We start from the raw sequence: 26,133 nt of genomic DNA on the forward strand, positions 1-26,133 counted from the left end.
GGAGATCCCGAGGAGGAGGCCCAGTTTACCCAGCTTGCAAGGTGGGAAAGCCTTCGCCGTTTATCGATAAGCCGGTCAATGGCTGGAGCCAGGCAGCGTTTTCAATAGAGAGTTTACAAGAGGAGGGTTTTGTGAGTCGGCACAGTCAGGAACATCAAAACGCTAGCCTATCGGTCCAGTTGCGGGAGGGCACCAAGCAGTCCCACACCATGGCCGAGAACATGGCTTTTATCAAATGTTTCCTTAAGGGGGTGGTCGACAAGCGTACCTATAGCCGCTACGTGGGCAATTTCTACTTTGTCTACAGCGCGCTGGAAGAGGGGTTTGCGAAGTTGCGGGATCACCCGATAGTGGGTCAGCTCTACTACCCTGAATTGTGGCGCAAGGCCAGCTTGGAGAAGGATTTAAACTACTTCATTGGTCCCCATTGGCCCTCTGTGGTTAAGCCTTCCCCTGCTTGCCAAGTCTATGTCAACCGCATTCGGGAAGTGGTGGAAAAAGATCCGGTTCTGCTCATTGCCCACGCCTACACCCGCTACATTGGCGACCTGTCGGGTGGCCAGATCCTGAAAAACATTGCCCGCCGGGCCATGGGCCTGCCGCCAGGGGAGGGCACTGCCTTCTACGACTTTGAGCAGATCCCCCACGAGGGCAAGTTTAAGCAGCGCTACCGCGCTCAACTGGATGCCCTGGGGCTGGATCAGGTTACTATCGAGCGCATTGTGGCGGAAGCCAACTATGCCTTCAAGCTCAACATGGACTTGTTTAGAGAGTTGGAGGGCAATTGGCTGCTGTCGATGGCGCGCTTGGCCTGGAATTCTCTCCTCGGCCAGTTTCAGCGTAAGCCTGCCAGCTCTGAGGTGGCTGCGTAGGCTAGGTCTGCCAAGTGATGGATTTCGCCCCTCTCCCTAGGGGAGAGGGGCTGGGACAGGGGCTAGTCGCACCCAAGGGTGTCGCGGGTGGCCCGACCAGTAACTGGGTTAACGCCGCTAGCCCGTTGGCAGAGGAGAGCAAGGGCATCTTTGCGGATGAGGGCGTTGGTAAAGTCTGCTCCCTCGATCTCGATCCCTTCCACCCGCGCCAGCCACATCATGCTGTCTTGCAGTTGGGCTTCCCGCAGGTCAGCACCCTGTAAATTGGCCATGTCCAAGGTGGCGCCGCGCAGGTCTGCACCGCGCAGGTTAGCCTTGCTGAGGTTGGCTCCGAAAAAATTGGCTCCTGTTGCCTTCACGTGGCTGAGATTGCTTTGCCGTAGGTTGGCTTTGAGGAATTTCCAGCCGCTCAGGTCTTGTCCGGCAAAGTTTGCCCCCTGCAGCTCCCGCTTGCTGTAGTCTTCTGCCCAGGCTGGCAATCCCAGCAGGACTAACCCCAACGCCAGCCCCAGGAGCGCCGCTAGTACGGCCCGTAAGCAGCGGGCCCACATCCATCTTTTCTCCGCCGCAACTGGCCCTGCAGTGGACATGACGGATCCCTCCCTTCTGGAGTCTTTTTGCCTTTGCTTTATCTATCCTACTGGCTGGGGATCTCAGCGGCAGATTGGGCTAACTTGGGATGTCAGCCCCCACTAACAACAAGGGGACGCAGGGGATCCATGTCCACAACCGAGGTGTTCAGTGCCCAGGAGATGGCTAGGCAAATTGCCGCTTTGGCGGCGGCAATCGGCAGGGATCACCCCCACCTGGACAGGCTGGTGTTAATTGGCATCCGCACCCGCGGGGTGCCCTTGGCCTATCGGCTCCGGGATGGCATGGCCGAGCTGTTTGGGATCCCACCCCAGGTAGGGGAGTTGGACATCACCCTCTTCCGCGACGACCTGGGCGCTGGCCGGCTGCGCACCCCCAATCGCAGTGAAATGCCACGGGATCTAACTGGCCAAGAGGTAGTGCTGGTGGACGATGTTATCTTTCACGGCCGCACGGTCCGGGCAGCTTTGGAGGCCCTTAGTCACTTTGGACGGCCGGAACGGGTGCGCTTAGCCGTGCTGATTGACCGCGGCCATCGGCACTTCCCCATTCAGCCAGACTACTGCGGCCACAGGCTAACCACGACCCCTGAGCAAATGGTTAAGGTGCAGCTGCGGGAAACCGACGGTGAGGAGCGGGTACTGTTGATTGACCCTGATCCCGAGGAAGCGCCCCAGAGGGCGATAGAGTGAGGCTCAGCGGCCCAAGGTTGTTGCTAGGTCTATGTTGCCGGAAAACCGCCGTTACGCTGTTTTGGGCAGCGGTGCCCTGGGAGGATTCTACGGAGCCAAGTTACAGCAGGCTGGCTTTGAGGTGCATTTCCTGCTCCATAGTGACTACGAGCACGTGCGCCAGAACGGGCTGTGGGTGGAATCCTGCTGGGGAGACTTTCACCTGCCCCAGGTCAATGCCTACGTCTCCGTGGAGGAGATGCCCCCTTGCGAGGGGGTCATCGTGGCCCTGAAAGCAACCCAAAATCACCTTCTGTCGCAGTTGCTGCCGCCCGTGCTGGCCGAAAGAGGGGTGGTGATCCTCCTGCAAAATGGGCTAGGGGCAGAGCCGGAGATTGCCAACTGCGTTGGCCCCGAGCGCATCATCGGTGGCCTCTGTTTCATCAGCTCCAATAAAGTTGGTCCCGGCCACATCCGCCACCTCGACTATGGCTCGGTGCTGCTGGCCGAATACGGCCCTGGCTATGCCCCCCAGGGAATCACACCCCGTCTGCAACAGATCCAGGCCGATTTTCAGCGGGCTGGGATCCCCACTGCCCTCTCACCAGATCTGATGTTGGCCCGCTGGCAAAAGTTGGTCTGGAACATTCCCTTCAATGGCCTCTCGGTGGTCTTTAATGCCGACACCCAGCAGATGATCCGCGACCCGGCAGCCCGCGCCTTGGCAGAAGCCCTGATGCAGGAGGTGGTGGAGGGAGCTGCAGCCTGTGGTCGCCGGCTTCCCCCTTCCCTGATTCCAGAAATGCTGGCTAACACCGAGAAGATGGCTCCCTACCGCACCAGCATGAAGATTGACTACGAGCGCAAGCGTCCCCTGGAACTGGAGGCTATTTTTGCCAACCCTCTCCGCTATGCCCAGCAGGGCGGGGTCCAGATGCCGCGGGTAGAGATGCTCTACCGGCAGCTGCAGGTGTTGGATCGTCTTAATCGTGGGATCCCAGCCTTTTCCTCCCCTTGCGGCTAGACTCAGCTCCAGTGGAGCGCTGCACTGGCTGGATGCCCCGGGGATCCACCCACGATCGCCTCACCCTTTGGACGGCTCCCGGCATCGCTTTGGCGGTGGGCTGGGTAAGTGACAGTACCGCAGCGGCTCTCGCAGCGGGATCGGCCTATCTTTTTGCCGGCCTGATGTTTTCCGGGGATCTGGATACACGCTCGCGGCAGTACCGCCGCTGGCTGTTCCTGCGCTGGATTTGGCTTCCCTACCGTCGCTGGCTGCACCACCGCTCCTTTTGGTCCCACGGGCCGCTGGTAGGCACCGCTCTGCGGCTACTCTACCTAGGCTTGTGGGTGACAGGGGTGGGCCTGCCAGCGGCTTGGCTGGGATCCCGCCTGGGCTGGTGGCAGTGGCAGCCGGGGATCTGGCGGGAGAGCCTCTGGCACTGGCTGCAAGCCCACGCCGCAACGCTGTTTTGGGTGGGCCTAGGACTGGAGCTGGGAGCCGTCAACCACAGCCTCAGCGATTGCCTGGTCTCGCGCTGGCGCCGTTGGCGCAAAAGGCGGCAGGGGAAAGGCTTGTCCGGCAAGTGGCGGCAAGGGTAGGGCGAGTCCTCCTTAGAGCTATCAAAAGCAGGAGGGGATCCCGGCAGCAGGGAAGGAGCGCATCCGCTAAGCTGGGTGGGGCAGAAGCCCTTGGGGTGGCACTTGGTGCATCCGCTGCGTAGCTATCGCCGTCTCTTTCCCTTCATTCAGCCCCACTTGTGGATGTTGCTGCTGGGGTTGGGCTGCACTCTGGGTTTTGTCCTCACCATGCCCGCCCTTGCTTACCTAATCGAGTGGGTGGCCCGCTCTATCGGGGCTGGGGATCTCAGACAACTGCGGACATTGGCCTTAATTGGGGTGGTATTTTTCGTGGTGCGTGGTGCTTTCCAGTACGGCCAGGACACCCTCATGGCCAGGGCTTCCCTGCAGATGGTGTTGGAGTTGCGGCAGCGAGTTTACGCTCACCTGCAGGGACTAGACGTGGACTATTTTTCCGGCAGCCGCACTGGTGACCTCGTCTATCGCCTCACCAGCGATCTGGATCGGGTGGGGGAGGTGGTCCAGCGGTTTTTCCACCGCTTTATCCCCAGCGTGCTTACCATCTTGGCCGTGGTGGCCTACTTGTTCTACCTCAACGGCATCCTCACCCTAACCACCCTGGTGATTGCCCCCCTGATGGGCGCCTTGATTAGTTGGTTTGGGGAGCGGTTGCTGCAGCGCTCCCGCCGCAATCAGGAAAGTATGGCTGACCTATCTTCTCTTTTAACAGAGGTCTTTGCCGGCATCCGCCTCACCCGTGCCTTTGCTGCCGAGGACTACGAGATCCGCCGCTTCAGTGCCCTGGCCGAAAGCAACCGCCTGGCTCGCTTCCAAACCGAACAGGTCAAGGCCATCCAAGACCCGGTGGTGGGCTTTCTCTACGCCATGAGCGTCTTGGGGGTATTTTGGGTGGGGGGCTGGCAGATTAGCGAGGGCAACCTGACCGGCAGCCAGTTCCTCGGCTTTATCGCGGGGGTGGCCCTGCTGATTGATCCCATTGTCCATATCACCAATAACTACAGCGAGCTAAAGCAGGGGGAGGCTTCCGTGGAGCGGATCTTTGAGCTCCTAGATACCCGCCCCCGCGTGCGCGAGCTGCCGGGTGCCCGCCCCATGCCCCCCATTCAGGGCTGGGTGGAGTTTGATCGGGTCTCCTTTGCCTACAAGCCGGATCAGCCGGTGCTCAAAGACATTAGCTTCCAGGTGGCCCCCGGCGAGATTGTTGCCCTGGTGGGCTCCTCCGGGGCTGGCAAATCAACTTTGGTGAATTTGATCCCTCGCTTCTACGATCCGCAGCAGGGGTGTATTCGCATCGACGGCATTGACATCCGCACCGTCACCCTCAAAAGTTTGCGCCGCCAGATCGGCATTGTTCCCCAGGAGATCACCCTCTTTTCCGGCACCATTGCCAGCAACATTGCCTATGGCCAGGAGCACTTTGACCTAGAGGCAGTGCGCCAGGCAGCCCGGGTGGCCAATATTGACCGCTTCATCGAGAGCCTGCCTGAGGGCTACGCTACCCGCATCGGCGAGCGCGGGATCACCCTCTCCGGCGGTCAGCGGCAGCGGCTAGCTATTGCTCGCGCCGTGCTGCTCAACCCCAAGATTCTCATCCTGGACGAGGCTACCTCTGCTTTGGATAACGAGTCCGAGGCTTTGGTGCAGGAGGCCCTCCAACGGCTAATGCAGCGCTGTACCGTTTTTGTTATTGCCCACCGCCTCTCTACTGTGCGCAGCGCCCATCGCATTTTTGTCCTCGAAGAAGGACAACTCCTAGAGCAAGGCAACCACCGCGAGCTCCTGGTGAAAGGAGGACGCTACGCCCAGTTCCACTGGCGCCAGTTCCAGTAGCTCTAAAGCCCCCACGCTTGCCGGAAGGGACGATAGAACTCCGGATCTGAGGGCGCACCCCCCGCAACCCCACAGATGGCTGCTGCAAACGCCACTGCCCGCTGCAGCAGCACCGCCTCCGGCCATCCTTGCAGCAGGCCGAGGATGGCTACCGCGCTAAACCCATCCCCTGCCCCTACTGTATCCACTAGCTGCAGCGCTGGCACCGCCTCCGCCTGATACACCCTCTCTGCTGTAAACAAGAGCGCCCCTGCCGCCCCCAACGTCAAGAACAAGCCCTTAAGGCCCAACTGGGCCCGCAAGAGCTGCCCCTGCTCTACCACCTCTTTGCCAGGGATCCCTTCCAGTTGAACCACTTGCTCCAGCTCCGCCTGGTTGAGCTTCAACCAAGTGCAGCTGCGCAGCATTTCTCGGATAGGGCCCGGGTGCCACCAGGGATCCCGCAGGTTGAGGTCGAGAAACACCGGACAGCCCAAAGCCAGGATGGCCTCCTGGAAATGGCGGTGGGTTGCCTCTTGCCGTGCTGCCAGACTGCCCCGGTAGAGTAAGCTAGGCCGGAAGGCTCTAAGGGCAGCAGGATCCAACTCAATGAAGTCGTAGGCCTGCTCTGGCAAGATGGCAAAGCTCGGGATCCCCTCCGGGTCGAGGGTAACCTGCACTTGACCGGTGGGGTGAGCCGGATCCCGCTGCAGCCCTTCCAGACGTAGCCCCTGCCGCCGCAGCGCCACCACCAACTGTTCTGCCGCCTCATCCTGGCCAATGCGGCTAATCAGCAGGGGATCCAACCCCAGTCCCTTGAGGTTCCAAGCCACGTTCAAAGCTGCTCCTCCCAGCACCACCCTGTCAGGGAAACAGTCAAAAAGAACTTCCCCCAAGATCAGAGGCGGACCAGGCGGCACTTCAAGAGGAGCCATGCTCGTCCACTAGAGGGCAGGGACGCCGTGCTGCTCTAGGATTTGCTGGTAAGTGTTGCTGCGGAACCAGCGCTCGATTTCCCTAGCTCGTAGCACCGGCAGCGGATGGGTACGGCCAAGGGTTTGCAGTTGTTTGAGCTCCAGCTGCCAGAGATCGTTATCCAACTCCTCGTAGGTGCGGGCCTGTTCTAGAAAGGCCTCCACGTTGAGCTTGGCCGCCAACTGGGGTGAGCCGCCGCACAGCTTCATCAGCACTGAGATTACCGTTCTTGGGTCCTGGGTAACCAGGAGCGCTGCCCGGTCGCAGGTAAACTCGGCACAACGCAGCCAGTGCAGCAGTTGATCCTGTAGCGCCTGATAGAACAGACCGCCAAAGGGGAGCAAGCTGGCGGAGAGCGTGAGAATGTTGGCCATCGTTAGGTAGACGCCGTGGTTGCACTTGAGATGGCCCAGTTCGTGAGCAATTACAGCTTGGAGTTCCTTCGGCTCCAGCAAATCTAGCAGAGAGCTGTGCAAGACAATAAAAGGCTTTTTCCCCTGCATGGCAAAAGTGTAGGCATTGGGCACAGGGTTTTGCCGCACATAGAGCTGGGGCACCTCCAGATCCAAAATGCGACAGGCTTGCACCAAAAGCTGGTAGATTTCCGGCAACTGGCGCTCGTTGATTTGGATGCTGGAGGCAATGTTGTCCAAGTAAAACATCTCCCCTGCTGTGGAGCCAAGCAAGTTTTGAATCAGCAGGCCTAAGCCTGGCAGCTGCTGCAGAGAGCGGGTGGCTTGCAGATCAACTGGATGGCGAAATTCGTCGGCCCGCAGGCCCAACAGGATGCGGGGCTCGCTGGAAACGGCTGACAGAGAGGCTGGAGAAGACATAGGAGGTCACAGAAAAACGGGTAGACTCTTAGGGCACCCCTGGCGGCAAGGGAGAGGGGTGAGCAGCTCTGGTCCCCCGGCGGGGGATCCCCCTCCCATTCTGCCTTAACCAGGGGGCAGGCTATCATGGTTGGGACGAGGACACAGCTGGGAGAAAACCGCGTGGAAGCAAAGTCAATCTTGGTAGCGGTTGGCCTGATCCTCTCCTTGGCAAGCTTCTACTTTGGCACCCGCAACGGCTTCTACGACACCGACAAGTATCACGGCAACGGCTCTGCCCACTAGGGCCAGCAGGAAGCAGTGGGGACTAAGGATCGCAAGCGAAGCGCTCCCCAGGAGGCGGGTGAGGCCGGCGAGGGCTGCGTGCAGCGCTACCTAGAAGGGCAAGGCTGGCAGATCCTGGCGCGGCGGTGGCGCTGTCGCTGGGGGGAAGTGGATCTGGTGGCCTACAAGGCAGGGCTGCTGATTTTTGTGGAAGTCAAAACCCGCAGCGGCCAGGGGTGGGATCAAGGCGGACTTTTGGCAGTTGGGAGGCGAAAACAGCAGTGCTTGATCCAAGCTGCCCAAGCGTTCCTCAGCCAGCATCCCCCCTTGGCGGAAGTCGCCTGTCGCTTCGATGTTGCTCTGGTGGAATATCGGCCTGGCCTTGGCTACGCGGTGGCTGACTACCGGCAGGGAGCCTTTGAGGTGGAGCCGTAGCGCCGCTCATCCAGCCAAGTTTGTAAAATCACCGCCGCCGACTGCTGGTCAATAAGAGCCTTCTGGGCTTTGGCCGGTATCCCTGCCTGGCGCAGATCCCACTCTGCCTGCACGGTGCTTAGGTACTCGTTAACTGTCTCTATGGGTAAATCCACAGCCGCCTGGAGAGCTCGCACAAAGCGCTGCACTTTGCGGGCTTGGGATCCCACTGAGCCATCTGCCAAAAGGGGGATCCCCACCACCACCACAGTAGCCTGGCGGCGGCGGATCCACGCCTGCACTTGGGCAATATCTTCCGGGAGGGAACGGCGCTGGATTACCCCCAGGCCAGTAGCCAGCAGCCCCAGTCGGTCGGAGCCGGCCACGCCAATGCGGCGGTTGCCCACGTCCAGCCCCAGGGCTGAAAAGGGATCCCTTGTGGGAGAATAGTACAGGCCTGTGGACATCTGAGCCTCCGTCCTTGGCAACATTGTAGCGGCCTCTCTCTGGCCGCTGGAGAGTTTAACTTCCTCCTAGGAGCCTTCTCATGAGCAGTGCTACTCTGTCCCTCCCCAAGCATGAAGTCAAGGATCTGAACCTTGCTCCCCTGGGTAAGCAGCGGATTCAGTGGGCGGCGCGGGAGATGCCGGTGCTGGCTCAGATCCGGGAGCGCTTTGCCCAAGAAAAGCCCTTGGCTGGCCTGCGTCTAGTAGCCTGCTGTCATGTCACTACCGAAACCGCCAATCTGGCCTTGGCCCTGCAGGCAGGCGGAGCTGAGAGTGTCCTCATTGCCAGCAATCCTCTTTCCACCCAAGACGATGTGGCCGCCAGCCTCGTGGCTGACTACGGCATCTCGGTCTTTGCCATCAAGGGGGAGGATGTGGAAACCTACCGCCGCCATGTCCAGATTGCCCTGGATCACCGCCCCAACCTCATCATTGACGACGGCGGCGACGTGACGGCGGAGCTGGTGCAGCAGCGGCAGGAGCAGCTCTCGGAGATCATTGGCACCACGGAGGAGACCACCACCGGTTTGGTGCGTCTGCGGGCCATGCTTAGAGCTGGGGTGCTCAGCTTCCCGGTAATGACCGTTAATGACGCAGCCACCAAGCACCTGTTTGACAACCGCTACGGCACTGGCCAATCTACCCTAGACGGCATCCTGCGTTGTACCAACATTCTCCTAGCCGGGAAGACGGTGGTGGTGGCTGGCTACGGCTGGTGCGGCAGGGGGGTGGCGATGCGGGCTCGCGGTATGGGCTCCCAGGTGATTGTGACCGAGGTCAACCCGGTGCGGGCCCTGGAAGCAGTGATGGATGGCTTTCGAGTTATGCCCATGGCCGAGGCTGCCCCTCTGGGGGATCTGTTCATCACGGTCACTGGCAACAAGCATGTTATCCGCGGCGAGCACTTCGACTGCATGAAAGATGGGGCGATGGTCTGTAACGCCGGCCACTTTGATATCGAGCTTGACCTAGGAGCCCTACGAGAGCGGGCCGTTTCCCGGCAGACAGTGCGCCCCTTCGTGGAAGAGTACCGCCTTCAGTCGGGCAAGTCGGTGTTGGTGCTGGGAGAGGGCCGGCTCATCAACCTGGCTGCTGCCGAAGGCCACCCCGCCAGCGTCATGGACATGAGCTTTGCCAACCAGGCGCTGGCCTGCGAGTACTTGGTGAAAAACCGAGGACGCCTGGCTCCTGGGCTGCACCCCATTCCTGCGGAGATCGATGAGACCATCGCCCGCCTCAAGCTCAAGGCCATGGGGATCCAGATCGACAGCCTTACCCCGGAGCAGATCGAGTACGGCAACACTTGGACAGTAGGAACCTAGAGCTGTTCGGGGGCAGACACCAGGGAGCTGCTATTGCCCGCTCCCTTGCAAGCGGGCCCCTGAAGGATACGCCCTCTCTAGGAAACTAAGCAACCCCAGACCTAGCCGCTCCACTTGATTGCAGTGAACAGGTGTTTCTGATAAGCTCTAGGCGGGGTTCTGGGATCCCTGGAGGCCAAGAGGGTGGCACGGGTAGGCATTAATGGTTTTGGCCGCATTGGACGGCTGGTGCTACGGGCAGCTTGGGGCTGGCCAGAGCTGGAGTTTGCCCACATCAACGAGATCAAGGGTGGGCCTGTTGCGGCAGCTCACCTGCTCAAGTTCGACTCGGTGCAGGGCCGCTGGAACATTGACATCGAACCCGGTGAGCAGCGGCTGCGCATCCAAGACAAAACCCTCACCTTCAGTGAGTTTAAGTCCCCTGGTGAAGTGCCCTGGGCCGATTTGGGGATTGACTTGGTGCTGGAGTGCTCGGGGAAATTTGTCAAGGCAGCAGAGCTGGAGGCTTACTTCAAAGCGGGGGTGCGCAAGGTTATTGTGGCTGCTCCCGTTAAGGATGGAGAGGCCCTCAACGTCGTTATGGGCATCAACGACCACCTCTACGATCCAGCCCGCCACCACCTCCTTACTGCCGCCTCCTGCACCACCAACTGCCTAGCCCCCTTGGTCAAAGTCATCCACGAAGGGATTGGCGTCCTACGCGGGGTCATCACCACCATCCACGATGTCACCAACACCCAAACCGTGGTGGATGCCCCCCACAAGGACCTGCGGCGGGCGCGCTCGGCTCTGTTGTCTTTGGTGCCCACCACCACCGGCGCTGCTACGGCCATTGGCCTCATCTACCCTGAGCTCAACGGCAAGCTCAACGGCATTGCCGTGCGCGTGCCCCTGCTGAATGCCTCCTTGACCGATGCTGTGTTTGAGGTAAGGCGGCCCACCACGGTGGAAGAGGTCAATCACCTCTTGAAGACTGCAGCCGAAGGGGAACTCAAAGGCATCCTTGGTTATGAGGAGCTGCCCTTGGTCTCCGTGGATTTCAAGGGGGATCCCCGCTCCAGCATTGTGGATGCCTCCTCAACCATGGTGGTAGATGGCACCCAAGTGAAGATCCTGGCTTGGTACGACAACGAATGGGGCTACGCCAATCGCATGGCGGAATTGGCCCGCAAGGTGGCTCTCAGCTTATAGAGGAGACCTGCCCATGACTGCTGTCTCAAGCGCCCAAGCTGCCGCAGTGCGCAACTATGCCCTAGTAACCGCCGCCTACTGGGGATTTACCATCACCGACGGCGCCATCCGCATGTTGGTGCTGCTCCACTTCCACAAGTTGGGCTTCACTCCGATTCAAATTGCCATGCTGTTTCTCTTCTACGAGATCTTCGGGGTGATCACCAACTTCCTGGGCGGTTGGATTGGCTCCCTGTTTGGCCTGCGGCTTACCCTCTACGGAGGCATTGCCATCCAGATCTTCGGCCTGGTGATGCTGGGGGTGATCAACCTGCAGTGGCCGGTCTGGGGCCAGGTGGCCTATGTGATGACGGCCCAGGCCCTAGCTGGGATCGCCAAGGATCTCACCAAGATGAGCTCCAAAAGCGCTGTCCGGCTGGTGGTGCCCAAGGAGGCCGAATCCCGCCTCTTCCGCTGGGTGGCGATGCTGACGGGATCCAAAAACGCCCTCAAGGGGGCGGGGTTCTTTGTGGGAGCGGCTCTGCTGCAGATCTTCACTGAGATCTACGGGGATCCCATGGGCTTCCGCATGGCCAACTTCGTCCAGGCAGGAGCGCTGGCTTTGATCTTCTGCTCTGGGGCGCTGCTGCCAGCAGACATGGGCAAGGTTAAGGCGAAGATCCCCTTCAAGCGGCTGTTCTCCAAAAGCCGTGAGATCAACCTCCTCTCAGCAGCCCGCTTTTTCCTCTTTGGATCGCGGGATGTGTGGTTTGTGGTGGCCCTGCCGGTGTTTCTCTACGACGAGCTGGGCTGGAGCTTTATGCAGGTGGGCAGCTACATGGCCATCTGGGTCATTGGCTATGGGATCATCCAGTTCCTAGCGCCCCAACTCCTGGGAGGAGGTCGCCCGGGTCGCGCTCCCAAGGCCCGTACCGTCCAGGTCTGGACGTTTACCCTAACCGCGGTGCCGGCCCTCATTGCCACCGCCTTTATGGCCGGCCTGCCGCCGGAGTGGGTAGTGACCGGCGGCCTCATCCTCTTTGGGATTGTCTTTGCCTTTAACTCAGCAGTGCACTCCTACCTGGTGCTGGCCTACACGGAAGATGACGATGTTGCCCTCAACGTGGGTTTTTACTACATGGCCAATTCCGGTGGCCGCCTGCTGGGGACGGTAACCTCCGGGATCCTCTTCCAGCTCTACGGCCTGGAGGGCTGCCTCTGGTTTTCCACCCTGTTGATTTTGATGGCAGGGCTGTTCTCGCTGAAATTGCCGGATCCCAGCAAAACTCCGGTGGAGTGGGTGGTTAAGCCGGGGGATTGAGGGGATCTCTCAAGAATCTGGAAAGTAGGTCAATCCAGCAGGGCTAGGTTGTCGCGATGGACGGCGGTATCCACCCCTTCGTAGCCCAAGATGTAGGGGATCTCGGCAGTTTTTTTGCCCTTGATGCGCCGCAGTTCCTCGGCGCTGTAGTTGACTAGGCCCCTGCCTACCTCACGCCCGCTGGGATCACACAGGCGCACGGCAGCTCCTGCCTCAAAGTCGCCGGAAACTTCTACGATCCCTGCCGGCAGCAGGGATCGCCCTTGCTCACAGACTGCCCGCACTGCCCCCTCGTCCAGGGTGAGGGATCCCTCAGGGATAAGGCCGTAGGCAATCCACCGCTTGCGGGCGCTAACAGGCTGGGGAGCTGGCTCGAAGCGGGTGCCAATGGGCTCGCCAGCCAAGATGGCCGGGATCTGGTCGGGCCGCTTGCCATTGGTGATTACCACCGTCACGCCGGCAGAGGTGGCAATTTGAGCAGCAGTAAGCTTGGTGGCCATGCCGCCCGTGCCCCAGCCACTTTTGCCTTGGGCTTCCGCCTTGACCCGTAAAGGCATCCCGTGCTCCACCCGCTCAATAGGCTCGGCGGAGGGATCGCGGTGGGGATCGGCTGAGTAGAGCCTGTCTACGTCGGTGAGGAGGATTAGCCACTTGGCCTGCACCATGCTGGCTACCAAGGCTGAGAGGGAATCGTTGTCGCCAAACTTCAGCTCCTCCACCGCCACGGTATCGTTTTCATTAACAATGGGGATAACTCCCATCTGCAGCAGTTGGGTAAAGGTGCGATTGGCGTTCACGTAGCGGCTGCGCTCCACGAAGTCGCCGCGAGTAAGCAGCACCTGAGCAATGGGTTGGTTGAGAGCGGAGAAGAGATCATCGTACAGGCGGATCAGCCGTCCCTGGCCCACCGCCGCCACCGCCTGTTTTTCCGCGATTGCTGTTGGCCGTTGGCGCAAGCCCAGGCGGGCACAGCCCACTCCCACTGCTCCGGAGGAGACGAGGATCACGGCGTAGCCTTGGTTGCGCAGCCGCGTCAGCACCTCCACGAGGGGCCCCAGCACGGAAAGGCGCAGTGAGCCCGTTTGCGGATCCGTCAGGCTGGAGGTGCCAATTTTTACGACAATCGTCCCCCCTGTAGCTGCCATAGTTCAATACTCCTCCCACCCCGAAACCTTAGGCCTGGCTTGCCCTTGGGGTCGCTCCGAGGGAAAATATTATAGGTCTGCCTCCCGCTCTCTGCCTGTGAATCCTGTCCGCACCTTTTCGGCCACTAAGGCTGCCTTTTTGAGCGCCTACCCCCGCCCCCTCCACCCTGCCTATCGCCGGGCAGTGGAGGAGTTGCTGGTGGAGCTGCACCTAACCACTGTCAACAGCGCCTTTGTCTACGACCCCTTTTTTGCCCTGGGTTTGGTTACCCTCTACAACGGGCTGATGGAAGCTTACCATCCTCCAGAGCAGCGTGAGGCCATCTTCACTGCCCTCTGTAAGGCACTCCACCTCAAGCCGGAGGTGGTGCGCAAGAATGCCCACGACCTCCTGGAGCTCCTGCGCAGTGGGGATCCCCAGCAACGCTACAACCTGCTCTGTCTCAAACCGGAGGCAGAGGATGTGGGCGGGCTCAAGGCCATTTTGCAGCGCATGACCCAGCCTCCCTATGCCTACAGTCGGGTTTTGGCAGTTGGCCTCTACACAGCCTATGAGGCAGTTGCTGCCTCCCTCTACAAAGATCCCGAAGAACGCACCCGCCGCTTTTTGGAGGAGCTTATTGGTAAGCTGCCTTTTTCCCCAGAGAGGGTGAGAAAAGACCTAGAGCTCTACCGCAGCAACTTGGACCGCCTGAAGCAGGCGCGGGCTGTTGTGGAGGAGATGGTAAAAGCGGCCCGGCGTCAACAGGAACGCCGTCAATCGGCTGCCTCCCTGCCTAGCAGCTCCCCTGCCGATTCCAGCAAGCCCAGTAGCTAGACCAAATAGGCAATCCAGCTATCTACTACCTCTGGCGAGCCGTACCAGCGCCGCCCACCGCGGCCAGAATGGTGACAGTCGGGAATGGTGAGGTTGATGGCCCCTGCCAGATGGGCAGCCTCAATGGGAGTGATGCCATCTCCCCACAGCTCCCCCTGGCCGGCGGTAAGCCGGTAGCTGTTGTAGGCCAGCCAAGCCAGATAATGCTCCTGCCGCCACAGGGATCCCAGGCCCAGGCGGCGCCCTTGAATGGCCTTGCCGGCCACACAGACGTACTTGACCTGCGGCCAGAAGGCCCCCGGGTAGTGGGTGTTAACAAAGTCCAGGTTACGCCTTGTCCAGCGTTCCCGGCTGGTGTGAGGGGATCCCAGGCTGATGAGGGTGGCAACGTGCTCTCGCCCCTGCCACACCTGCCCCCCGTAGGGCACGGATCCCAGGTAGATGCGGGCAATCCAGCCGCCAGCGGAGTGGGCCACCAAGTTAACCCGGTCAACTGCAAACTCGGCCTGGGTGCGTTGGATAGTGGCCTGGAGGGCCCGCAAGATGGGGGTGACGGGCCTTCCCCCCAGCGTGGGAATCCAACTGTACACCTGCAGGGGCACCACCCGGGCCGCATAGCCGCGGGCCTCCAGCTCCTGACGCAAAGGCTCGTACTCTGAGGCACCTGCCAAGTAGCCGGGCAGGATCACCGTGGGCAGAGCAGCCATGGGCTAGCGCGGGTACCAAAACATGCCCTTGATCCCCTCTGGGTCGGGTGTAAAGCCCAGCCGCTCGTAGAAGCTGACTACTCCCTGGTCGGCGAAAAGGGTGATGTTGCTGATGTCCTGGGCGCGCAACTCCTGGATTACCTTTTCCATTAGCCGCCTGCCCAGCCCTCGGCCCTGAAACTCAGGATGCACCACCACATCCCAGATGGTGGCATTGAAGGCATGGTCAGAGGTGGCGCGGGCAAAGCCGATGAGGCGACGGTAGCTGCCCCGCTGCTGCCACATCGACACCACTAGAAAACTATGCTGCAGGGCTTTCTTAACTTTGTGGATGGGGCGACGCGACCACCCTACCGCATCGCAAAGCTCTTCTAGCTCGTACACATCTATGTTGGGATCCAGGCTAAAGACAATAGTTTCCCCCCCTACCGCCACCGTTTCCTGGCGAGGGGCGGGTGTAGCCGTTGGCGGTGACGCTTTGGTGGCAGCGGCCCCTGCTGACCCAAACAGCCCTTTCCAAAAACCCATTGGAATTGCAGTGGGGCAAAAGCCCACCTTTGTGAGCCTGTCCTCAGTATAGCTGGGATCGGCAGCAGAAGCGGCCCGTCTGCTCAGCGGCTGCCGTGCCGGCTTGGAAGAGACCCATAGGGAGACTTATAATCCAGTCTGGCCAGCGAGAACGTCCTATGGCTCTCCCCGGCACCGGCACCCTCGTCAACGCCCTTGCCATCCTCGTGGGCAGTGGCCTTGGCTGGGTGCTGGGCCGCCGTTTGCCAGAGCGCATGAGCCAAACCCTGCTACAAGCTATGGGATCCCTGGTGTTGGTCTTGGGGATCCAGATGGCCCTCACCCTCAGCAGCGCTGCCCAAGCAGTAACAGTTTTGCTAGCCCTGATCGGGGGGGCTTTGCTGGGGGAGGGGATCGACCTCGAGGCTGCCTTTGAGCGGCTGGGGCAGGCCCTGGAAAAGCAGGTCAGTCGCTGGCTAGGCCCCAGCCCTATTGCTCGCGCCTTTGTGACCACCACCCTCCTGTTTGTGGTCGGCCCCATGACCCTGCTGGGCGCCATTGAGGATGGCTTGGGGGATCCCTCCCTGCTTTTGGTCAAAGCCGCCTTGGATGGCATTGCCACCCTAGCTTTTACCGCCAGCCTGGGCTGGGGCACACTGTTTTCCGCCCTGCCGGTGCTCTTGGTTCAGGGGGGCGTGGCCCTGCTGGCCCACCAACTGCAGCCGCTGTTGCGCCCAGACCTGCTGGCCGCCTTGGAAGCGACCGGGGGGCTCCTCATCCTGGGTATTGGCATTAATCTACTGGGCCTGGCCCGCCTACGGGTGGCCAACCTGCTGCCGGCTTTGGTCATTGTGGAACTGCTGGTGGGATTTTTCCCCCTCTGGGATCTCAACCTCTAGGGGACTGGTGGGGAAGCTGGGGGCTGGCAGCGGCAAAGGTGGCGTCGTTGATCACGCGAGGCAGCAGCCTGTCTTGGGGCACCCACCTACAGCTCAACTTTTGCCAAAGCTTCTTCCGGCCCCACCAGGGCAATAGCTGGGTTGACCAGGTAGGTTTTTGCAGCCTGCTGGAGATGGGCAGGGGTAAGCTGCCTCACCCTCTGCAAATACTGCTGGTCGAACTCCATGCCCAACCCCAAAATCTCGTACCAGCCGGCCAGTTGCGCCACTTGGGCGTTGGTCTGTTTGCTAAGGGCATATTGGCCCAAAAGCTTGCGCTGGGCCATCTCCACTTCCTCGCTCCTCAGGAGGGTGTCGTGTAGGCGCTGGATCTCTGCTGGCAGGCGCTCCAGCGCCACGGGAGTGTTCTCTGCTGCCGTGCCCAGGTAAGCCACAAAAGGGGCGGGATCCCGACGGGTGGCAAAGAAGGCGGAGACCTCGTAGGCCAGGCCGCCGCGCTCCCGCAGCTCGACAAAAAGACGGCTGGACAGGCCGCTGCCCAGGTAGGTGGCCAGTAGCTTCAGGGCGGGATAATCCGCAGAAGAGGCAGGGGAGCCGCGAAAGCCAAGCACGATCGTTGTCTGCTGGGTGGGTTGGGAGAGCTTTCGCAGTTGCGGCTTCTCCAAGGGGGGCAGAGGCAGAGTGGGATCGGGGGCAGGGGGGCCAGCGCTCACCCAATCTCCCAGGACAGCTTCCACTTGGGCTGCCATCGTCTCCGGTGGCTCTGGGCCAATTACCGCCATCACCATTCCCTCCGGGCGGCAGTAGGTGCTGTGGTAGGCTAGCAAATCCTCGCGGGTCAGGGATCCCACCGTCTCCAGTCGTCCCAACCCCGGCAGGGCGTAGGGGTGATCCCTATAGAGGGCCTGCCGCACCTGATCCCAGGCCAGGTTAAAGGGCCGTTCCTGCTGGGCGCGAATGGCCTGCAGCATCAGCTCCCGCTCCCGCGCCACCTCCGCCTCGGGAAAGCTGGGATCCCGGAGGATCTCCGCCAGCAACTGCAACAGCTCCGGAAAGTCCTCCGCTACACAGCGCAGGCCAACCTCGAAATGATCAGCAGCGCTGTCTACAGAAAGGGAAGCTCCCAACGATTCCACCCAAGCGGCAATAGCTTGGGAGTTGCGCTGCCGAGTGCCCTTGGTGAGGACAGCGGCCAGCAAGTGGCTCAAGCCCGCCTGCTGCGGCTGCTCTACCCGGCTGCCGCCACGAAAAAAACAGTGGGCGGCCAGGATCTCCACCGTCGGGTTCTGGCCCAACAGCAGCGTGATACCGTTGCCCAGGTGGAGGCGCTGTAAACGGCTACGTTGCGTGGCAAGCAGGGTGGAGCTCATTAGGGGCAAGGGATCCAAGACGGAAGGGCCATCAACGGCAGGCCAGTTGGAGCTCCGAAGCCGCGGCAGCATTAGAGGCAGCTGGCTTAAGCAGAGCCACCACGTAAGCCTCAGGAGAGAGGTACTGCTGAGCCAGCTCGCGGATTTGCGCTGGGGTAAACGCTTGCAACAGCTCCAGGTACTCCTGGAGGCGCTGCACCCCGACCAGGGTCTCGTAGTAGCCGTAGAGACTTGCCAGTTGGCTGGGGGACTCGGCGGAGAAGAGAAGTTCGTGGGTCAGCATGCGCCGAGCGCGCTCCAGCTCCGCTTGGCCGATGCCATCCTGCTGCAACTTCTCGATCTCGTGCAGGAGGGTTGCCTCCACCCGTGGCAAATCCTCTACCTCCAGTTGGGCGCTGATGCAAAAGAGCCCCCCCTCCTTCAGCACCAGCGAAGAGCAGCCGATAGCCCTCACCCAGCCCCGCTGTTCCCGCAGCAGATGCACCAGCCGCGAAGTACGGCCATCCCCCAGCACGGCAGCCAACAGCTCCAGGCCGCAAACTTGCTCCCAGGCGTCGAGGCTAACTGTGGGCCAGGCCAATTTTAGACGGGCCTGCTCTAGGCGGACATGGGTGCTCTCGCGGCGCAGGATCCCCTGCGGGTGGGGCTGAGGCGGGATTGGGGGCCTTGTCCAGGCAGGGCCACGGGCGGGGCCGCCAAACTCCTTTTCCACTAGCGCCAGCGTCTGCTCAGGGTCGATGCCTCCCGTCACCACCACTGTCATGTATTCGGGTCGGTACCAGCCGCGGTGGTAGGCGCGCAGCAGCTCTGGGGTCAGTTGCCTCAGGGTTTCCGGCCTGCCCAGCACTGGTCGCCCATAGGGGTGCTCCTCCCCGTAGGCAGTTTCCATGAGAAGCTGGTAGGTGATGTACCCCAAGTCGTCAGCAGCGCGGCGAATTTCCTCCAAAACCACCTGGCGCTCCCGTTCCACCTCCTCGGGCGGGATCCCGGCCCGCAACACCGCCTCTGCCAGATAGGGCAGAGTCTCCGGCAGATCGGCAGCAGCTACTGTCATGTAGTAGTGGGTGTAATCCTGGCCAGTAGCAGCGTTGGTGATGCCTCCCCGCCCTTCAATAGCGCGATCCAGCTCACCGGGGGCCAGCCGCTCGCTGCCCTTGAAAACCATGTGCTCGAGAAAGTGGGAGATGCCCAGCCACTGCGGCGGCTCGTTGCGCCCGCCTGTCTGTACCCAGACGTCCACAGTAGCCGAGTCGGCAATGGGAACGGGGTGAAGAATAACGCGCAGCCCGCTGTTTAAGCGATGGGTGTAAGCAGGCAGAAGACGAGGTAGGCGGCTCAAAATTCTTAATTGATAGAGAACAAACTTAATTTTAGCAAGACAACCCCCGTCCGCGCCTGGAATACTCCAGGGAGGGGTCATTTCTCTAGGTCTTGGAAGGGGTATCCGTTGCTCCTGGCCACGAAAAGCTGGGGGATCCTTCGTCTAGGCTTTCTTCCACTTGGAAGCCCGGGGGCCATTCTTCGCTGTCGCGTAGCCGCTGCACCACCTCCTGGGGCAGATCTACCCCCAGCTCCCGCGCCGCTACCGCTACCACATCGCCGCGGTCGATCAAGCCGGCAATGGCGCCGCTGGGGGTGAAGACCAAGACGCGACGGGGTTCCGCCTGGCGCATCATCTGCATCACCTGGAGGAGAGGGGTCTCCTCTCGTACCCCCTGCAGTTGCTCCATTGGCTTAAGAATGGCCTTGAGGGTGAGGTGATCCCACTGGCTGCGCTCGATGTCGTTGAGCAGTTCCGGCCTCACCAGGCCCCGGTAGCGACCGTCCTCCTCGGCAAAGTACACTTCTTGAACTCCCCCTCCTGCCTCTGGCTGGAGGGAAGCGGGAACCAGGTAGCGATCGACAAACTCCCGCAGGCTCATGCCTGCATCCAGGACGCGAAACCGGCGGCTCATGACGTCTGCGGCCTTCAGGCGGGCCAACACCCGCTGCAGTTGCGCATACTGCTCATAGCGACGGGCGCTGTTTAAAATAAACAAGCCGATTAGCCCCACCCAAAGGCCGTTGAGGCTTCCCCAAAATACCACCAGCAGACCTAGGCCTACTAAGCCCCAGCCCACTCCTTGGCCAGATCTAGCCGCCCAGAGCATGCCCTTTTGCCGATCCCCTGTCCAAGCCCAGATGGCCGCTTTGAGCATCTGCCCCCCATCTAGGGGCAAACCTGGCAGCAGATTAAACAGGGCAATCATTAGGTTGATGGCAGCCAAGCTGGCGAGGGTTGAGACCAGCGGTGATCCTGGCCCCATCCAAGCTCCGGCCACGCTCAAGAGGACAAACAAGCCCAAGCTGAGGAGGGGCCCTGCCAGGGCCACCCAAAAGGCGCCCAGGGGGCGAGGAACTTCCCGCTCGATGGCCGCCATGCCGCCAAAGATAAACAGCGTGATGGAACTCACCCGGACTCCATAGGCGCGGGCTACCAAGCTATGGGCCAACTCATGGGCCAGCAAGGAGAGAAACAGCCCTAGCGCCGTCACCAGGCCATAGGAGAGCACCAGCAACACAGCCGCTGGAAACCAGGTGTAGTCCAGGAAGAGGGGGATCCCCCACAAACTCCCAATGCGCAGGCGACTGGTCATAGCCCTCAACTCCCTACACAGCTTTTGCCCAAGGGGCACAGTTTCTAAGACAGCAGGTAACCCTTCCGTTGGGGATCCCTTCCTTTCCACTCTAGCCCTTTCCAGGGCTTGGTAACGGATCCCCCGCCTGCCCCCACCCTAGCTGGGGAAGATAGCCAGAGCCCACGACACCCCCTGCCCCTTGATGATTGTGGTAGCCTAGTTGGGCATTTGGATGGCCGGCGGGTCGGGCAGCTCCTCTGGGACGGCCCTGGCCGGCAAGGAAAATTCTCGTCGGACTCCACGGGCAGCTTTGCAGGAGGGGTGTGGCTCTATGGTGTCGATTTCGTCTTGCTCAAGCGAACAGAGCAAAGCAGTGCCCTTGCCACAAGGGCAAGCGCTGGGTTCTGGGGGCGAGTTCCCAGCAACCGCTCCGACGGCCGCTCCAGTGTTCTACCGCACCTACAGTCGGCGGCGCCCGGATGGCAGCCGCGAGACTTGGAGCGACGTCTGCGATCGCAGCCTGGCCGATATTGCCCGCCTAGGACGCTTCACTCCCCAGGAGCGGGAGCTGGTGGAACGTCTGCAGCGGCAGTTGAAGGCGTTGATCTCGGGTCGGGCCCTGTGGGTGATGGGCACCGCGTGGATCCAAAAGCCGGAAAACTACTCCGGCGCCTACAACTGCACCAGCCTCACCGTGGTCGACTGGCCCTCCTTTGGCTTGATGATGGATCTGGCCATGATGGGCTGTGGCACAGGGGCGGTGCTGGAGCCCCAGTTCATCAGCCAGTTGCCCCCCATCCTCAACCGCCTACAGGTCCAGGTGGTGGGATCCATTGGCGCCACCCCCCGAGAGCAGCGGCAGGAGCACACCCGCATCCAGCGGCAGGGATCCCGGGTGCACATCCAGGTGGGGGATAGCCGGCGGGGCTGGGTGGAGTCCTACCAGGCGCTGCTGGAGCTGGCGGCGGATCCCAGCTTGGGCGGCGAGGTCCAGGTGACGGTGGACTTGAGCGATGTCCGCCCTGCCGGCGAGCGGCTACAGGGGTTTGGGGGGGTGGCCAACCCCATCAAGCTGCCCGGCCTCTACGAGCGCTGCGCCGCCATCCTTAACAAAGCGGTGGGCAGACAACTGAACTCGGTGGAGTGCTGCCTGCTCATCGACGAGGCGGCGGTGACGATTGTGGCGGGGAACATTCGGCGGTGCTTACCTGAAAACGCCTTGGTGCACACCTCACAAGGTCTGGTGCCCATCAAGGATGTGCAGGTAGGCGATTGGGTTCAGACCCCCCTTGGGTTTCGTCGGGTGGTCAACAAGTTTGACCAAGGGATCCAAGAAGTTTACGAAATAGAGACCAATGCCCTTCCTTTCTTTTCAACTTTGAACCACCGCCATGCGGTTTTGGCAGACGCTCGGGGGAACATCGCATGGAAAAGTACCCACGAGTTAGTCGAAGGGGATCGTCTGCTGCACAACACCCAAGTTCTCCCCGGCACCATTACCCATCTCCCTGAGGACTTTACGGCATCTCGTCCAAGCCAAAGCCCCACCGCAAAGCCCCTGCACATCCCGCCCCTGACGCCAGAGGTGGCCTGGCTCATTGGGTTTACCCAGGGGGGTGGGTATGTTGCGCTGGGGCGCGATCTCCACGGCAAGCCCTACGGTCACCTGGAGTGGAGTGCCAATACCCTGGATCCCGAGCTGCTTTCCCGTCTCCAAGCTAAGCTGGAGCAGGCGCTAGCCGCCTTCGGGCTGACAGCTACCTGCAGCTATGGGCCAGGGGAGAACGGGGCAAAGTTTGTGTGTTCCTGCATCCCGCTGGCGGAGTATTTCGAGCGGCACATCAAGAAACCAAAGCAACCCCTGCAAGTTCCCGACTTTATCCTGCGCGGCACCGTTGAGGTACGGTCAGCTTACCTGGCAGGCCTTATCGACAGCAATGGGTCAACCCGTAGTCATCCCCCCCAATTGCTGACAACTGTCCACCGCTCCTTTGCCCTGCAAGTGGGGGCTGTGCTCTCCAGTCTGGGTATTGCAGGCCGACTCAAAATCCTCCCCCCCCAGCAGGAGAACTGGCAGGTTCAATACAGCCTTACCCTGCCGGCATTCAAGGATCGGTACAACGCCTTGGTGGCTCCCTACTCAGCTAAAGGGAAGTTGCCCCAAGGGCTGGAGACGCATGGCTTTACGATTCCGGGCTCCCTGCTGCAGGAAGTATACAGCTACACTGAGATGCGCGGCATGGGCTGCCAAGGAGCTCGGTCGGTCGAAGCCAACTATGAACGATACTTGGCTGAGTCGGGGTTGGATTTGGATATCCCCGTTACAGTTAAGGGCCTAGGCAGCCATGACTGGGTACGAACCTACGACATTGAAGTCGAAGAGGCCCATTGCTTTTACTGCAATGGCTATCTCACCCACAACAGCGCGGGCATGCGCCAATTTGCCGCCGACGACGAGCTGGGATCCAGCGCCAAGGACAACCTCTGGCAGCAGGACGAGCAGGGCAACTGGAGAATTGACCCGGAGCGGGATGCCCTGCGCATGGCCAATCACACGCGTGTGTTCCACCGCAAGCCAACGCGAGAAGAGTGCATTGCGGCAGTGCGCAAGCAGTTTTACTCCGGCGAGGGAGCCATCCAGTGGGCGGGGGAAGCTGTGGCGCGGGCCAATGCCGACCTGCTCGCCACTCCAGAATTGAAACAGACCTTCCTCAACATCTATGCTTCCCAGGGCCCAGAGGAAGCTCGACGCTGGCTAAAACACCACTGGCCAACCCTGCCTGAGGCTGAACTGGAGCATCGGCTGCGGCGGTATGGGTTAAACCCTTGCGGCGAGATCATTGGATGCGACTTCCACTGCAACCTGGCTGAGATCCACCTCAACCAGCTGGATCCCCACAACCGCCAGGAACAAGAGGAGGCCTTCACGGCGGGGGCCCTGACAGCGGCGGCGCTATTGCACCATCGCTTTGTCGAGCCCCGCTTCCAGCGCTCGCGGGAGTGGGATCCCATCGTCGGCGTCTCGTTTACGGGGCTGTTTGACTTTTGCGTCAAAGCCTTTGGGGTGGACTGGCTGCGCTGGTGGCAGAAGGGGAGGCCGGACACGCCCCTGGGGCGGGAGTTTAAGCAACAGGAGCGGGAATACCTCAGCTTTTGGAAGGAGGTTGTCCACCGCGTGGTCTGGGACTACTGCGACCGCCACGGGTTGCGCCGTCCCAACCGCTGCACCACTGTTCAGCCCGCTGGCACCAAGTCCCTGCTCACCAACGCCTCGCCCGGCTGGCACCCGCCCAAGGCCCAGCGCTACATCCGCCGCATCACCTTTGCCAAAAACGACCCCGTGGCCCTCGCCTGTCTGGACTATGGTTACTCGGTAGTGCCCGCCCAGGCGGACAAGGACGAAAACGGCAACCTGCTCAACGATCCCTTTGATCCCCGCTGTACCGAGTGGCTGGTGGAGCTGCCGGTGGAGGTGGAGTGGGCCAATTTGCCCGGCGCCGAGGAGATTGAGATTGAGCGCTTCTCTGCCCTGGCCCAGTTTGACTTCTACATGCAGGTGCAAAAGTACTACACTACCCACAACACCTCAGCCACCATCGAGCTGCGGGAGGACGAGATCGAGGCGCTGGGATCCCGCATTTACGAGGCCATCCGCGACGACGAGGGGTACATTAGCGCAGCGCTGTTGGCGCGCTTCGACGCTCCCTTCCCCCGCTTGCCCTTTGAGAAAATTGACAAAGCCACCTATGAACGGCTGATGGCTGAGGTCAAGCAAAGACGAAAAACCGACAACTTTTACGAGGCCCTGGCGCGCTATGACCGCAACCTCGCCCTCATGGCAGAGGGGCCGGCAGGGTGTGATGCTCTCGGCTGTCTGATGCCGGAGGCTAGCCCGCAGAGCGAGAACCCGTCCCGTTAGCAGAAGGGGGAATCCCGCCCAAGCTGGGTGCTGTTGCCCCTTCTCCGCTAGCCGGCCCTGGCTACACTGTTCTTGGCTGGGATAGCCGTGCGCGCCTTGGCAGCCCCATCGGCAGGGCAGGGGCGCTGGGCACAGTCGGGTTTTCCCTGCCCAAGCGTTTGCTGGCTGGGGGAGTGGGATCTGATGCAGACAGGAGAGCGGCTCCAAAGGAAAGCCTGGGCGAGGGAAATCCGGCGCAGGCTGGGGGGGCTGGTGCTGGCGCTGGTGGTGCTGCTGGGGATCGCCTGTTCTGGCCCCAAGGGCTCTGGGACCTCCCCTCCTGGATTGCTCCCGCCTCCGCCTGAGCCGGGCAGCCAGTCGATCCCTCTGACGGTGCGCACTTTGGGCAACAGCCGCTTTAAGTTGCTGAGCTTGAGGGTGGAAGTGGCAGGAGGGGAGGCCGAGGTGTTACTGGACACCGGCTCGGCAGGGCTGCGCATCTTATCGTCAGCAGCAGGCCGCCTTGGCCTGGAGCGGACAGGGATCCCTTCCACAGTAACCTTTGCTGATGGCACACAATTTATCGGAGTGCTGGCCCGCGCTCCCTTTGGCTTGGGCGGGATCCAAAGTCAAGAGCCGGTAACGATTCAGTTGATTGACCAAATTACCTGTGTGGAGGGTCTGGTGGCCACCTGCTCCGACAACCTATTTGGACCAGGGCGGCCCTTTACTGGGATCCTTGGCACCTCCCTAGACGAGCGCAGCCCCGATGCCAACTTGTTTAGCCCCCTTCCTCGCCTGCCGGGCAATTTGGGTTCTGGGTACATCCTCCAAACAGGTGGGTTCGACTCTGTGCAAGGCCTTTTCACCCTCGGCCTGACGGAGGCCAACACCGCTGGTTTCAATTTCCGGCAACTGCCTCAGGTGGGAAGCTTTCCCAATGGCACGCCCATCTGGCGGGATGAAGCCCTGCAGGTGGCCTACAGCATCAGCAATACCTCTATTCAAAATGTCCTCAGTCCCACCCTATTTGACAGCGGCGCCTCCGACATCTTCCTCAACGTTCGCCTGTTGGGATCCCCTCCCTTTCCCACCTCAACCCTGCCCCCCGGGTCGGAATGGCGCGCCGTCCTGGAGGGGGCATTTGACTACCGCATTCGGGTGGGCTTTCCGGTAACGCCCAGCCGGGATCGGATCTTTGTGAACGGCAACCAGAGAGTGCAACTGTTGGGCATGCCCCTGTTTTTCAACGCCGACGTTGCCTTTGATATTGCAAGGGGGCGGATTGGCTTTCGCCTACGTTGAGATCAAGGCCTTGAGTTGAATTGTGGAGGAAACCAATGTTTGCCCAGGAGGGGATCCCTGCACGTAGAAGGCCACGCTGCTGGCCCTGGGTCTGGGTTCTGTTGCTGTTGGGTTGGCTGGGATTGGGCGGGCCGGCTTGGTCCATTAGTTTGGGGGATCCCTTGCCGGAGTGGGCTAAGTCTATGCAGGTAGGACGCCAGCGGCTACGGGGCGTGGAGCACTACCAAGGCCAAGAGCAGATCCGGGCCTACGGCAACCAGGCGGGGCGGGTGTTTTGGATTCAAATCGAAAGCAGTGCCGACCTGCCGCCGGATCCCCGGCAGTACCTGGGGGAGTACCAGGCGTTTCCAGCCGAGGTCATCCAGGTGGTGCCCCTGCGGGCGCAGCGGTTGCGCTTCCGCCAAGGAAATCGCAGCGCTGAATGGCAAGTGGTGGGCATGAGCGGCCACTTTGAAGCCGAGGCGTTTAGCTATGACCTGGCCCCACCGGAGCTGTTTCGTCCTTGAGCTGGGGATCT

The 26,133-nt window shown here is 61.1% G+C and carries 25 protein-coding genes; 15 read left to right on the top strand and 10 right to left on the bottom strand.

The annotated features are described in order from the left end of the window. Nucleotides 1-131 precede the first annotated feature (131 nt). Nucleotides 132-872 carry a heme oxygenase (biliverdin-producing) gene (locus tag NW827_RS05655; RefSeq protein WP_414361962.1) on the top strand — a complete coding sequence of 247 codons (741 nt, stop codon included), beginning with the start codon at nucleotides 132-134 and terminating at the stop codon, nucleotides 870-872. A 62-nt stretch (nucleotides 873-934) separates the two neighbouring features. On the opposite strand, the gene NW827_RS05660 is transcribed toward NW827_RS05655, so the two are convergent. Continuing rightward, nucleotides 935-1,462 (bottom strand): pentapeptide repeat-containing protein, encoded by a 528-nt coding sequence (locus NW827_RS05660; RefSeq protein WP_414361960.1) that lies wholly within the window; start codon nucleotides 1,460-1,462, stop codon nucleotides 935-937. Between the two features lie 129 nt (nucleotides 1,463-1,591). Between NW827_RS05660 and pyrR the strand changes: the two genes are divergently transcribed. From pyrR to NW827_RS05680, 4 genes are all read left to right on the top strand, one after another. Further along, nucleotides 1,592-2,155: a bifunctional pyr operon transcriptional regulator/uracil phosphoribosyltransferase PyrR gene (gene pyrR, locus NW827_RS05665; RefSeq protein ID WP_414403326.1), complete on the top strand. Its 564-nt coding sequence runs from the start codon at nucleotides 1,592-1,594 to the stop codon at nucleotides 2,153-2,155. 31 nt (nucleotides 2,156-2,186) lie between these two features. Continuing rightward, nucleotides 2,187-3,158 (top strand): putative 2-dehydropantoate 2-reductase, encoded by a 972-nt coding sequence (locus tag NW827_RS05670; RefSeq protein ID WP_414403327.1) that lies wholly within the window; start codon nucleotides 2,187-2,189, stop codon nucleotides 3,156-3,158. A gap of 32 nt (nucleotides 3,159-3,190) precedes the next feature. Then, on the top strand, nucleotides 3,191-3,736 hold the full coding sequence (locus NW827_RS05675; RefSeq protein ID WP_414503431.1) for a metal-binding protein: 546 nt from the start codon (nucleotides 3,191-3,193) through the stop codon (nucleotides 3,734-3,736). 162 nt (nucleotides 3,737-3,898) lie between these two features. Then, nucleotides 3,899-5,566, top strand: coding sequence for an ABC transporter ATP-binding protein (locus NW827_RS05680; RefSeq protein WP_414362068.1), 1,668 nt, complete (start codon nucleotides 3,899-3,901; stop codon nucleotides 5,564-5,566). A gap of 2 nt (nucleotides 5,567-5,568) precedes the next feature. Here NW827_RS05680 and NW827_RS05685 read toward each other — a convergent pair whose 3' ends face one another. Together NW827_RS05685 and NW827_RS05690 are read right to left on the bottom strand one after the other, a co-directional pair. After that, nucleotides 5,569-6,480: a carbohydrate kinase family protein gene (locus NW827_RS05685; RefSeq protein WP_414403329.1), complete on the bottom strand. Its 912-nt coding sequence runs from the start codon at nucleotides 6,478-6,480 to the stop codon at nucleotides 5,569-5,571. A gap of 9 nt (nucleotides 6,481-6,489) precedes the next feature. After that, nucleotides 6,490-7,353 carry a M48 family metallopeptidase gene (locus NW827_RS05690; RefSeq protein WP_414403330.1) on the bottom strand — a complete coding sequence of 288 codons (864 nt, stop codon included), beginning with the start codon at nucleotides 7,351-7,353 and terminating at the stop codon, nucleotides 6,490-6,492. Between the two features lie 126 nt (nucleotides 7,354-7,479). On the opposite strand from NW827_RS05690, the gene NW827_RS05695 reads away from it, so the two are divergent. After that, a complete protein-coding gene (locus tag NW827_RS05695; RefSeq protein ID WP_414362080.1) occupies nucleotides 7,480-7,638 on the top strand; it encodes a hypothetical protein in 159 nt (52 codons plus the stop codon). Between the two features lie 15 nt (nucleotides 7,639-7,653). After that, a complete protein-coding gene (locus NW827_RS05700; protein ID WP_414403331.1) occupies nucleotides 7,654-8,052 on the top strand; it encodes a YraN family protein in 399 nt (132 codons plus the stop codon). Here NW827_RS05700 and ruvX read toward each other — a convergent pair. Then, complete coding sequence (ruvX, locus tag NW827_RS05705) at nucleotides 8,019-8,498, bottom strand: Holliday junction resolvase RuvX (RefSeq protein WP_414361944.1); 480 nt, start codon at nucleotides 8,496-8,498, stop codon at nucleotides 8,019-8,021. The genes NW827_RS05700 and ruvX overlap by 34 nt on opposite strands. An 80-nt stretch (nucleotides 8,499-8,578) precedes the next feature. Here ruvX and ahcY point away from each other — a divergent pair, with 80 nt between their 5' ends. The 3 genes from ahcY to arsJ all read left to right on the top strand — a co-directional run bounded on the left by ahcY (nucleotide 8,579) and on the right by arsJ (nucleotide 12,350). Next, nucleotides 8,579-9,859 carry an adenosylhomocysteinase gene (gene ahcY / locus NW827_RS05710; protein ID WP_414403332.1) on the top strand — a complete coding sequence of 427 codons (1,281 nt, stop codon included), beginning with the start codon at nucleotides 8,579-8,581 and terminating at the stop codon, nucleotides 9,857-9,859. 183 nt (nucleotides 9,860-10,042) lie between these two features. Further along, the gene (locus tag NW827_RS05715; RefSeq protein ID WP_414503432.1) at nucleotides 10,043-11,050 is read left to right on the top strand and encodes an ArsJ-associated glyceraldehyde-3-phosphate dehydrogenase; all 1,008 of its coding nucleotides are present in this window, start codon (nucleotides 10,043-10,045) and stop codon (nucleotides 11,048-11,050) included. Between the two features lie 13 nt (nucleotides 11,051-11,063). Further along, nucleotides 11,064-12,350 carry an organoarsenical effux MFS transporter ArsJ gene (arsJ, locus tag NW827_RS05720; RefSeq protein WP_414361937.1) on the top strand — a complete coding sequence of 429 codons (1,287 nt, stop codon included), beginning with the start codon at nucleotides 11,064-11,066 and terminating at the stop codon, nucleotides 12,348-12,350. A gap of 29 nt (nucleotides 12,351-12,379) precedes the next feature. On the opposite strand, the gene proB is transcribed toward arsJ, so the two are convergent. Then, a complete protein-coding gene (gene proB / locus NW827_RS05725) occupies nucleotides 12,380-13,495 on the bottom strand; it encodes a glutamate 5-kinase (RefSeq protein WP_414361935.1) in 1,116 nt (371 codons plus the stop codon). 97 nt (nucleotides 13,496-13,592) lie between these two features. Here proB and psb29 point away from each other — a divergent pair, with 97 nt between their 5' ends. After that, the gene (gene psb29, locus NW827_RS05730) at nucleotides 13,593-14,312 is read left to right on the top strand and encodes a photosystem II biogenesis protein Psp29 (protein ID WP_414403334.1); all 720 of its coding nucleotides are present in this window, start codon (nucleotides 13,593-13,595) and stop codon (nucleotides 14,310-14,312) included. Here psb29 and NW827_RS05735 read toward each other — a convergent pair. Further along, nucleotides 14,309-15,019, bottom strand: a complete 711-nt coding sequence (locus NW827_RS05735) for an esterase/lipase family protein (RefSeq protein ID WP_414361930.1) — start codon at nucleotides 15,017-15,019, stop codon at nucleotides 14,309-14,311. The genes psb29 and NW827_RS05735 overlap by 4 nt on opposite strands. 3 nt (nucleotides 15,020-15,022) lie before the next feature. After that, nucleotides 15,023-15,547 carry a GNAT family N-acetyltransferase gene (locus tag NW827_RS05740; protein WP_414361927.1) on the bottom strand — a complete coding sequence of 175 codons (525 nt, stop codon included), beginning with the start codon at nucleotides 15,545-15,547 and terminating at the stop codon, nucleotides 15,023-15,025. 158 nt (nucleotides 15,548-15,705) lie between these two features. Here NW827_RS05740 and NW827_RS05745 point away from each other — a divergent pair, with 158 nt between their 5' ends. Further along, the gene (locus NW827_RS05745; protein WP_414403336.1) at nucleotides 15,706-16,425 is read left to right on the top strand and encodes a DUF554 domain-containing protein; all 720 of its coding nucleotides are present in this window, start codon (nucleotides 15,706-15,708) and stop codon (nucleotides 16,423-16,425) included. Nucleotides 16,426-16,511: 86 nt separating this feature from the next. Here the strand turns inward: NW827_RS05745 and NW827_RS05750 are convergent, their stop codons facing one another. The 3 genes from NW827_RS05750 to NW827_RS05760 form a co-directional block, all read right to left on the bottom strand. Beyond that, a complete protein-coding gene (locus NW827_RS05750) occupies nucleotides 16,512-17,795 on the bottom strand; it encodes a M16 family metallopeptidase (RefSeq protein WP_414503433.1) in 1,284 nt (427 codons plus the stop codon). 31 nt (nucleotides 17,796-17,826) lie between these two features. Continuing rightward, entirely contained in the window at nucleotides 17,827-19,134 is a 1,308-nt protein-coding gene (locus NW827_RS05755; protein WP_414503434.1) for a M16 family metallopeptidase, read from the bottom strand. 85 nt (nucleotides 19,135-19,219) lie between these two features. After that, nucleotides 19,220-20,431: a site-2 protease family protein gene (locus tag NW827_RS05760; protein ID WP_414361917.1), complete on the bottom strand. Its 1,212-nt coding sequence runs from the start codon at nucleotides 20,429-20,431 to the stop codon at nucleotides 19,220-19,222. A gap of 313 nt (nucleotides 20,432-20,744) precedes the next feature. Between NW827_RS05760 and nrdJ the strand changes: the two genes are divergently transcribed. The 3 genes from nrdJ (at nucleotide 20,745) to NW827_RS05775 (ending at nucleotide 26,122) form a co-directional block, all read left to right on the top strand. Beyond that, on the top strand, nucleotides 20,745-24,332 hold the full coding sequence (gene nrdJ, locus NW827_RS05765) for a ribonucleoside-triphosphate reductase, adenosylcobalamin-dependent (protein ID WP_414503435.1): 3,588 nt from the start codon (nucleotides 20,745-20,747) through the stop codon (nucleotides 24,330-24,332). A gap of 183 nt (nucleotides 24,333-24,515) precedes the next feature. Further along, the gene (locus NW827_RS05770) at nucleotides 24,516-25,616 is read left to right on the top strand and encodes a hypothetical protein (protein WP_414503436.1); all 1,101 of its coding nucleotides are present in this window, start codon (nucleotides 24,516-24,518) and stop codon (nucleotides 25,614-25,616) included. A 182-nt stretch (nucleotides 25,617-25,798) separates the two neighbouring features. Then, nucleotides 25,799-26,122, top strand: coding sequence for a hypothetical protein (locus NW827_RS05775; RefSeq protein WP_414503437.1), 324 nt, complete (start codon nucleotides 25,799-25,801; stop codon nucleotides 26,120-26,122). Nucleotides 26,123-26,133: the final 11 nt, after the last annotated feature.

This window comes from Synechococcus sp. H70.1 (genome assembly GCF_047502705.1).
Taxonomy (GTDB): Bacteria; Cyanobacteriota; Cyanobacteriia; order Thermostichales; family Thermostichaceae; genus Thermostichus.

Bases quoted from the DNA above. Each gene is read 5' to 3' on its own strand.
- NW827_RS05735 (WP_414361930.1), bottom strand. From the start codon at position 15,019: ATGGCTGCTCTGCCCACGGTGATCCTGCCCGGCTACTTGGCAGGTGCC.
- NW827_RS05695 (WP_414362080.1), top strand. From the start codon at position 7,480: ATGGTTGGGACGAGGACACAGCTGGGAGAAAACCGCGTGGAAGCAAAG.
- NW827_RS05690 (WP_414403330.1), bottom strand. From the start codon at position 7,353: ATGTCTTCTCCAGCCTCTCTGTCAGCCGTTTCCAGCGAGCCCCGCATC.
- NW827_RS05680 (WP_414362068.1), top strand. From the start codon at position 3,899: ATGTTGCTGCTGGGGTTGGGCTGCACTCTGGGTTTTGTCCTCACCATG.
- nrdJ (WP_414503435.1), top strand. From the start codon at position 20,745: ATGGTGTCGATTTCGTCTTGCTCAAGCGAACAGAGCAAAGCAGTGCCC.
- pyrR (WP_414403326.1), top strand. From the start codon at position 1,592: ATGTCCACAACCGAGGTGTTCAGTGCCCAGGAGATGGCTAGGCAAATT.
- NW827_RS05685 (WP_414403329.1), bottom strand. From the start codon at position 6,480: ATGGCTCCTCTTGAAGTGCCGCCTGGTCCGCCTCTGATCTTGGGGGAA.
- NW827_RS05745 (WP_414403336.1), top strand. From the start codon at position 15,706: ATGGCTCTCCCCGGCACCGGCACCCTCGTCAACGCCCTTGCCATCCTC.
- NW827_RS05675 (WP_414503431.1), top strand. From the start codon at position 3,191: ATGCCCCGGGGATCCACCCACGATCGCCTCACCCTTTGGACGGCTCCC.
- NW827_RS05775 (WP_414503437.1), top strand. From the start codon at position 25,799: ATGCAGGTAGGACGCCAGCGGCTACGGGGCGTGGAGCACTACCAAGGC.
- NW827_RS05770 (WP_414503436.1), top strand. From the start codon at position 24,516: ATGCAGACAGGAGAGCGGCTCCAAAGGAAAGCCTGGGCGAGGGAAATC.
- ahcY (WP_414403332.1), top strand. From the start codon at position 8,579: ATGAGCAGTGCTACTCTGTCCCTCCCCAAGCATGAAGTCAAGGATCTG.
- NW827_RS05750 (WP_414503433.1), bottom strand. From the start codon at position 17,795: ATGAGCTCCACCCTGCTTGCCACGCAACGTAGCCGTTTACAGCGCCTC.
- ruvX (WP_414361944.1), bottom strand. From the start codon at position 8,498: ATGTCCACAGGCCTGTACTATTCTCCCACAAGGGATCCCTTTTCAGCC.
- arsJ (WP_414361937.1), top strand. From the start codon at position 11,064: ATGACTGCTGTCTCAAGCGCCCAAGCTGCCGCAGTGCGCAACTATGCC.
- NW827_RS05670 (WP_414403327.1), top strand. From the start codon at position 2,187: ATGTTGCCGGAAAACCGCCGTTACGCTGTTTTGGGCAGCGGTGCCCTG.
- NW827_RS05760 (WP_414361917.1), bottom strand. From the start codon at position 20,431: ATGACCAGTCGCCTGCGCATTGGGAGTTTGTGGGGGATCCCCCTCTTC.
- NW827_RS05740 (WP_414361927.1), bottom strand. From the start codon at position 15,547: ATGGGTTTTTGGAAAGGGCTGTTTGGGTCAGCAGGGGCCGCTGCCACC.
- proB (WP_414361935.1), bottom strand. From the start codon at position 13,495: ATGGCAGCTACAGGGGGGACGATTGTCGTAAAAATTGGCACCTCCAGC.
- NW827_RS05660 (WP_414361960.1), bottom strand. From the start codon at position 1,462: ATGTCCACTGCAGGGCCAGTTGCGGCGGAGAAAAGATGGATGTGGGCC.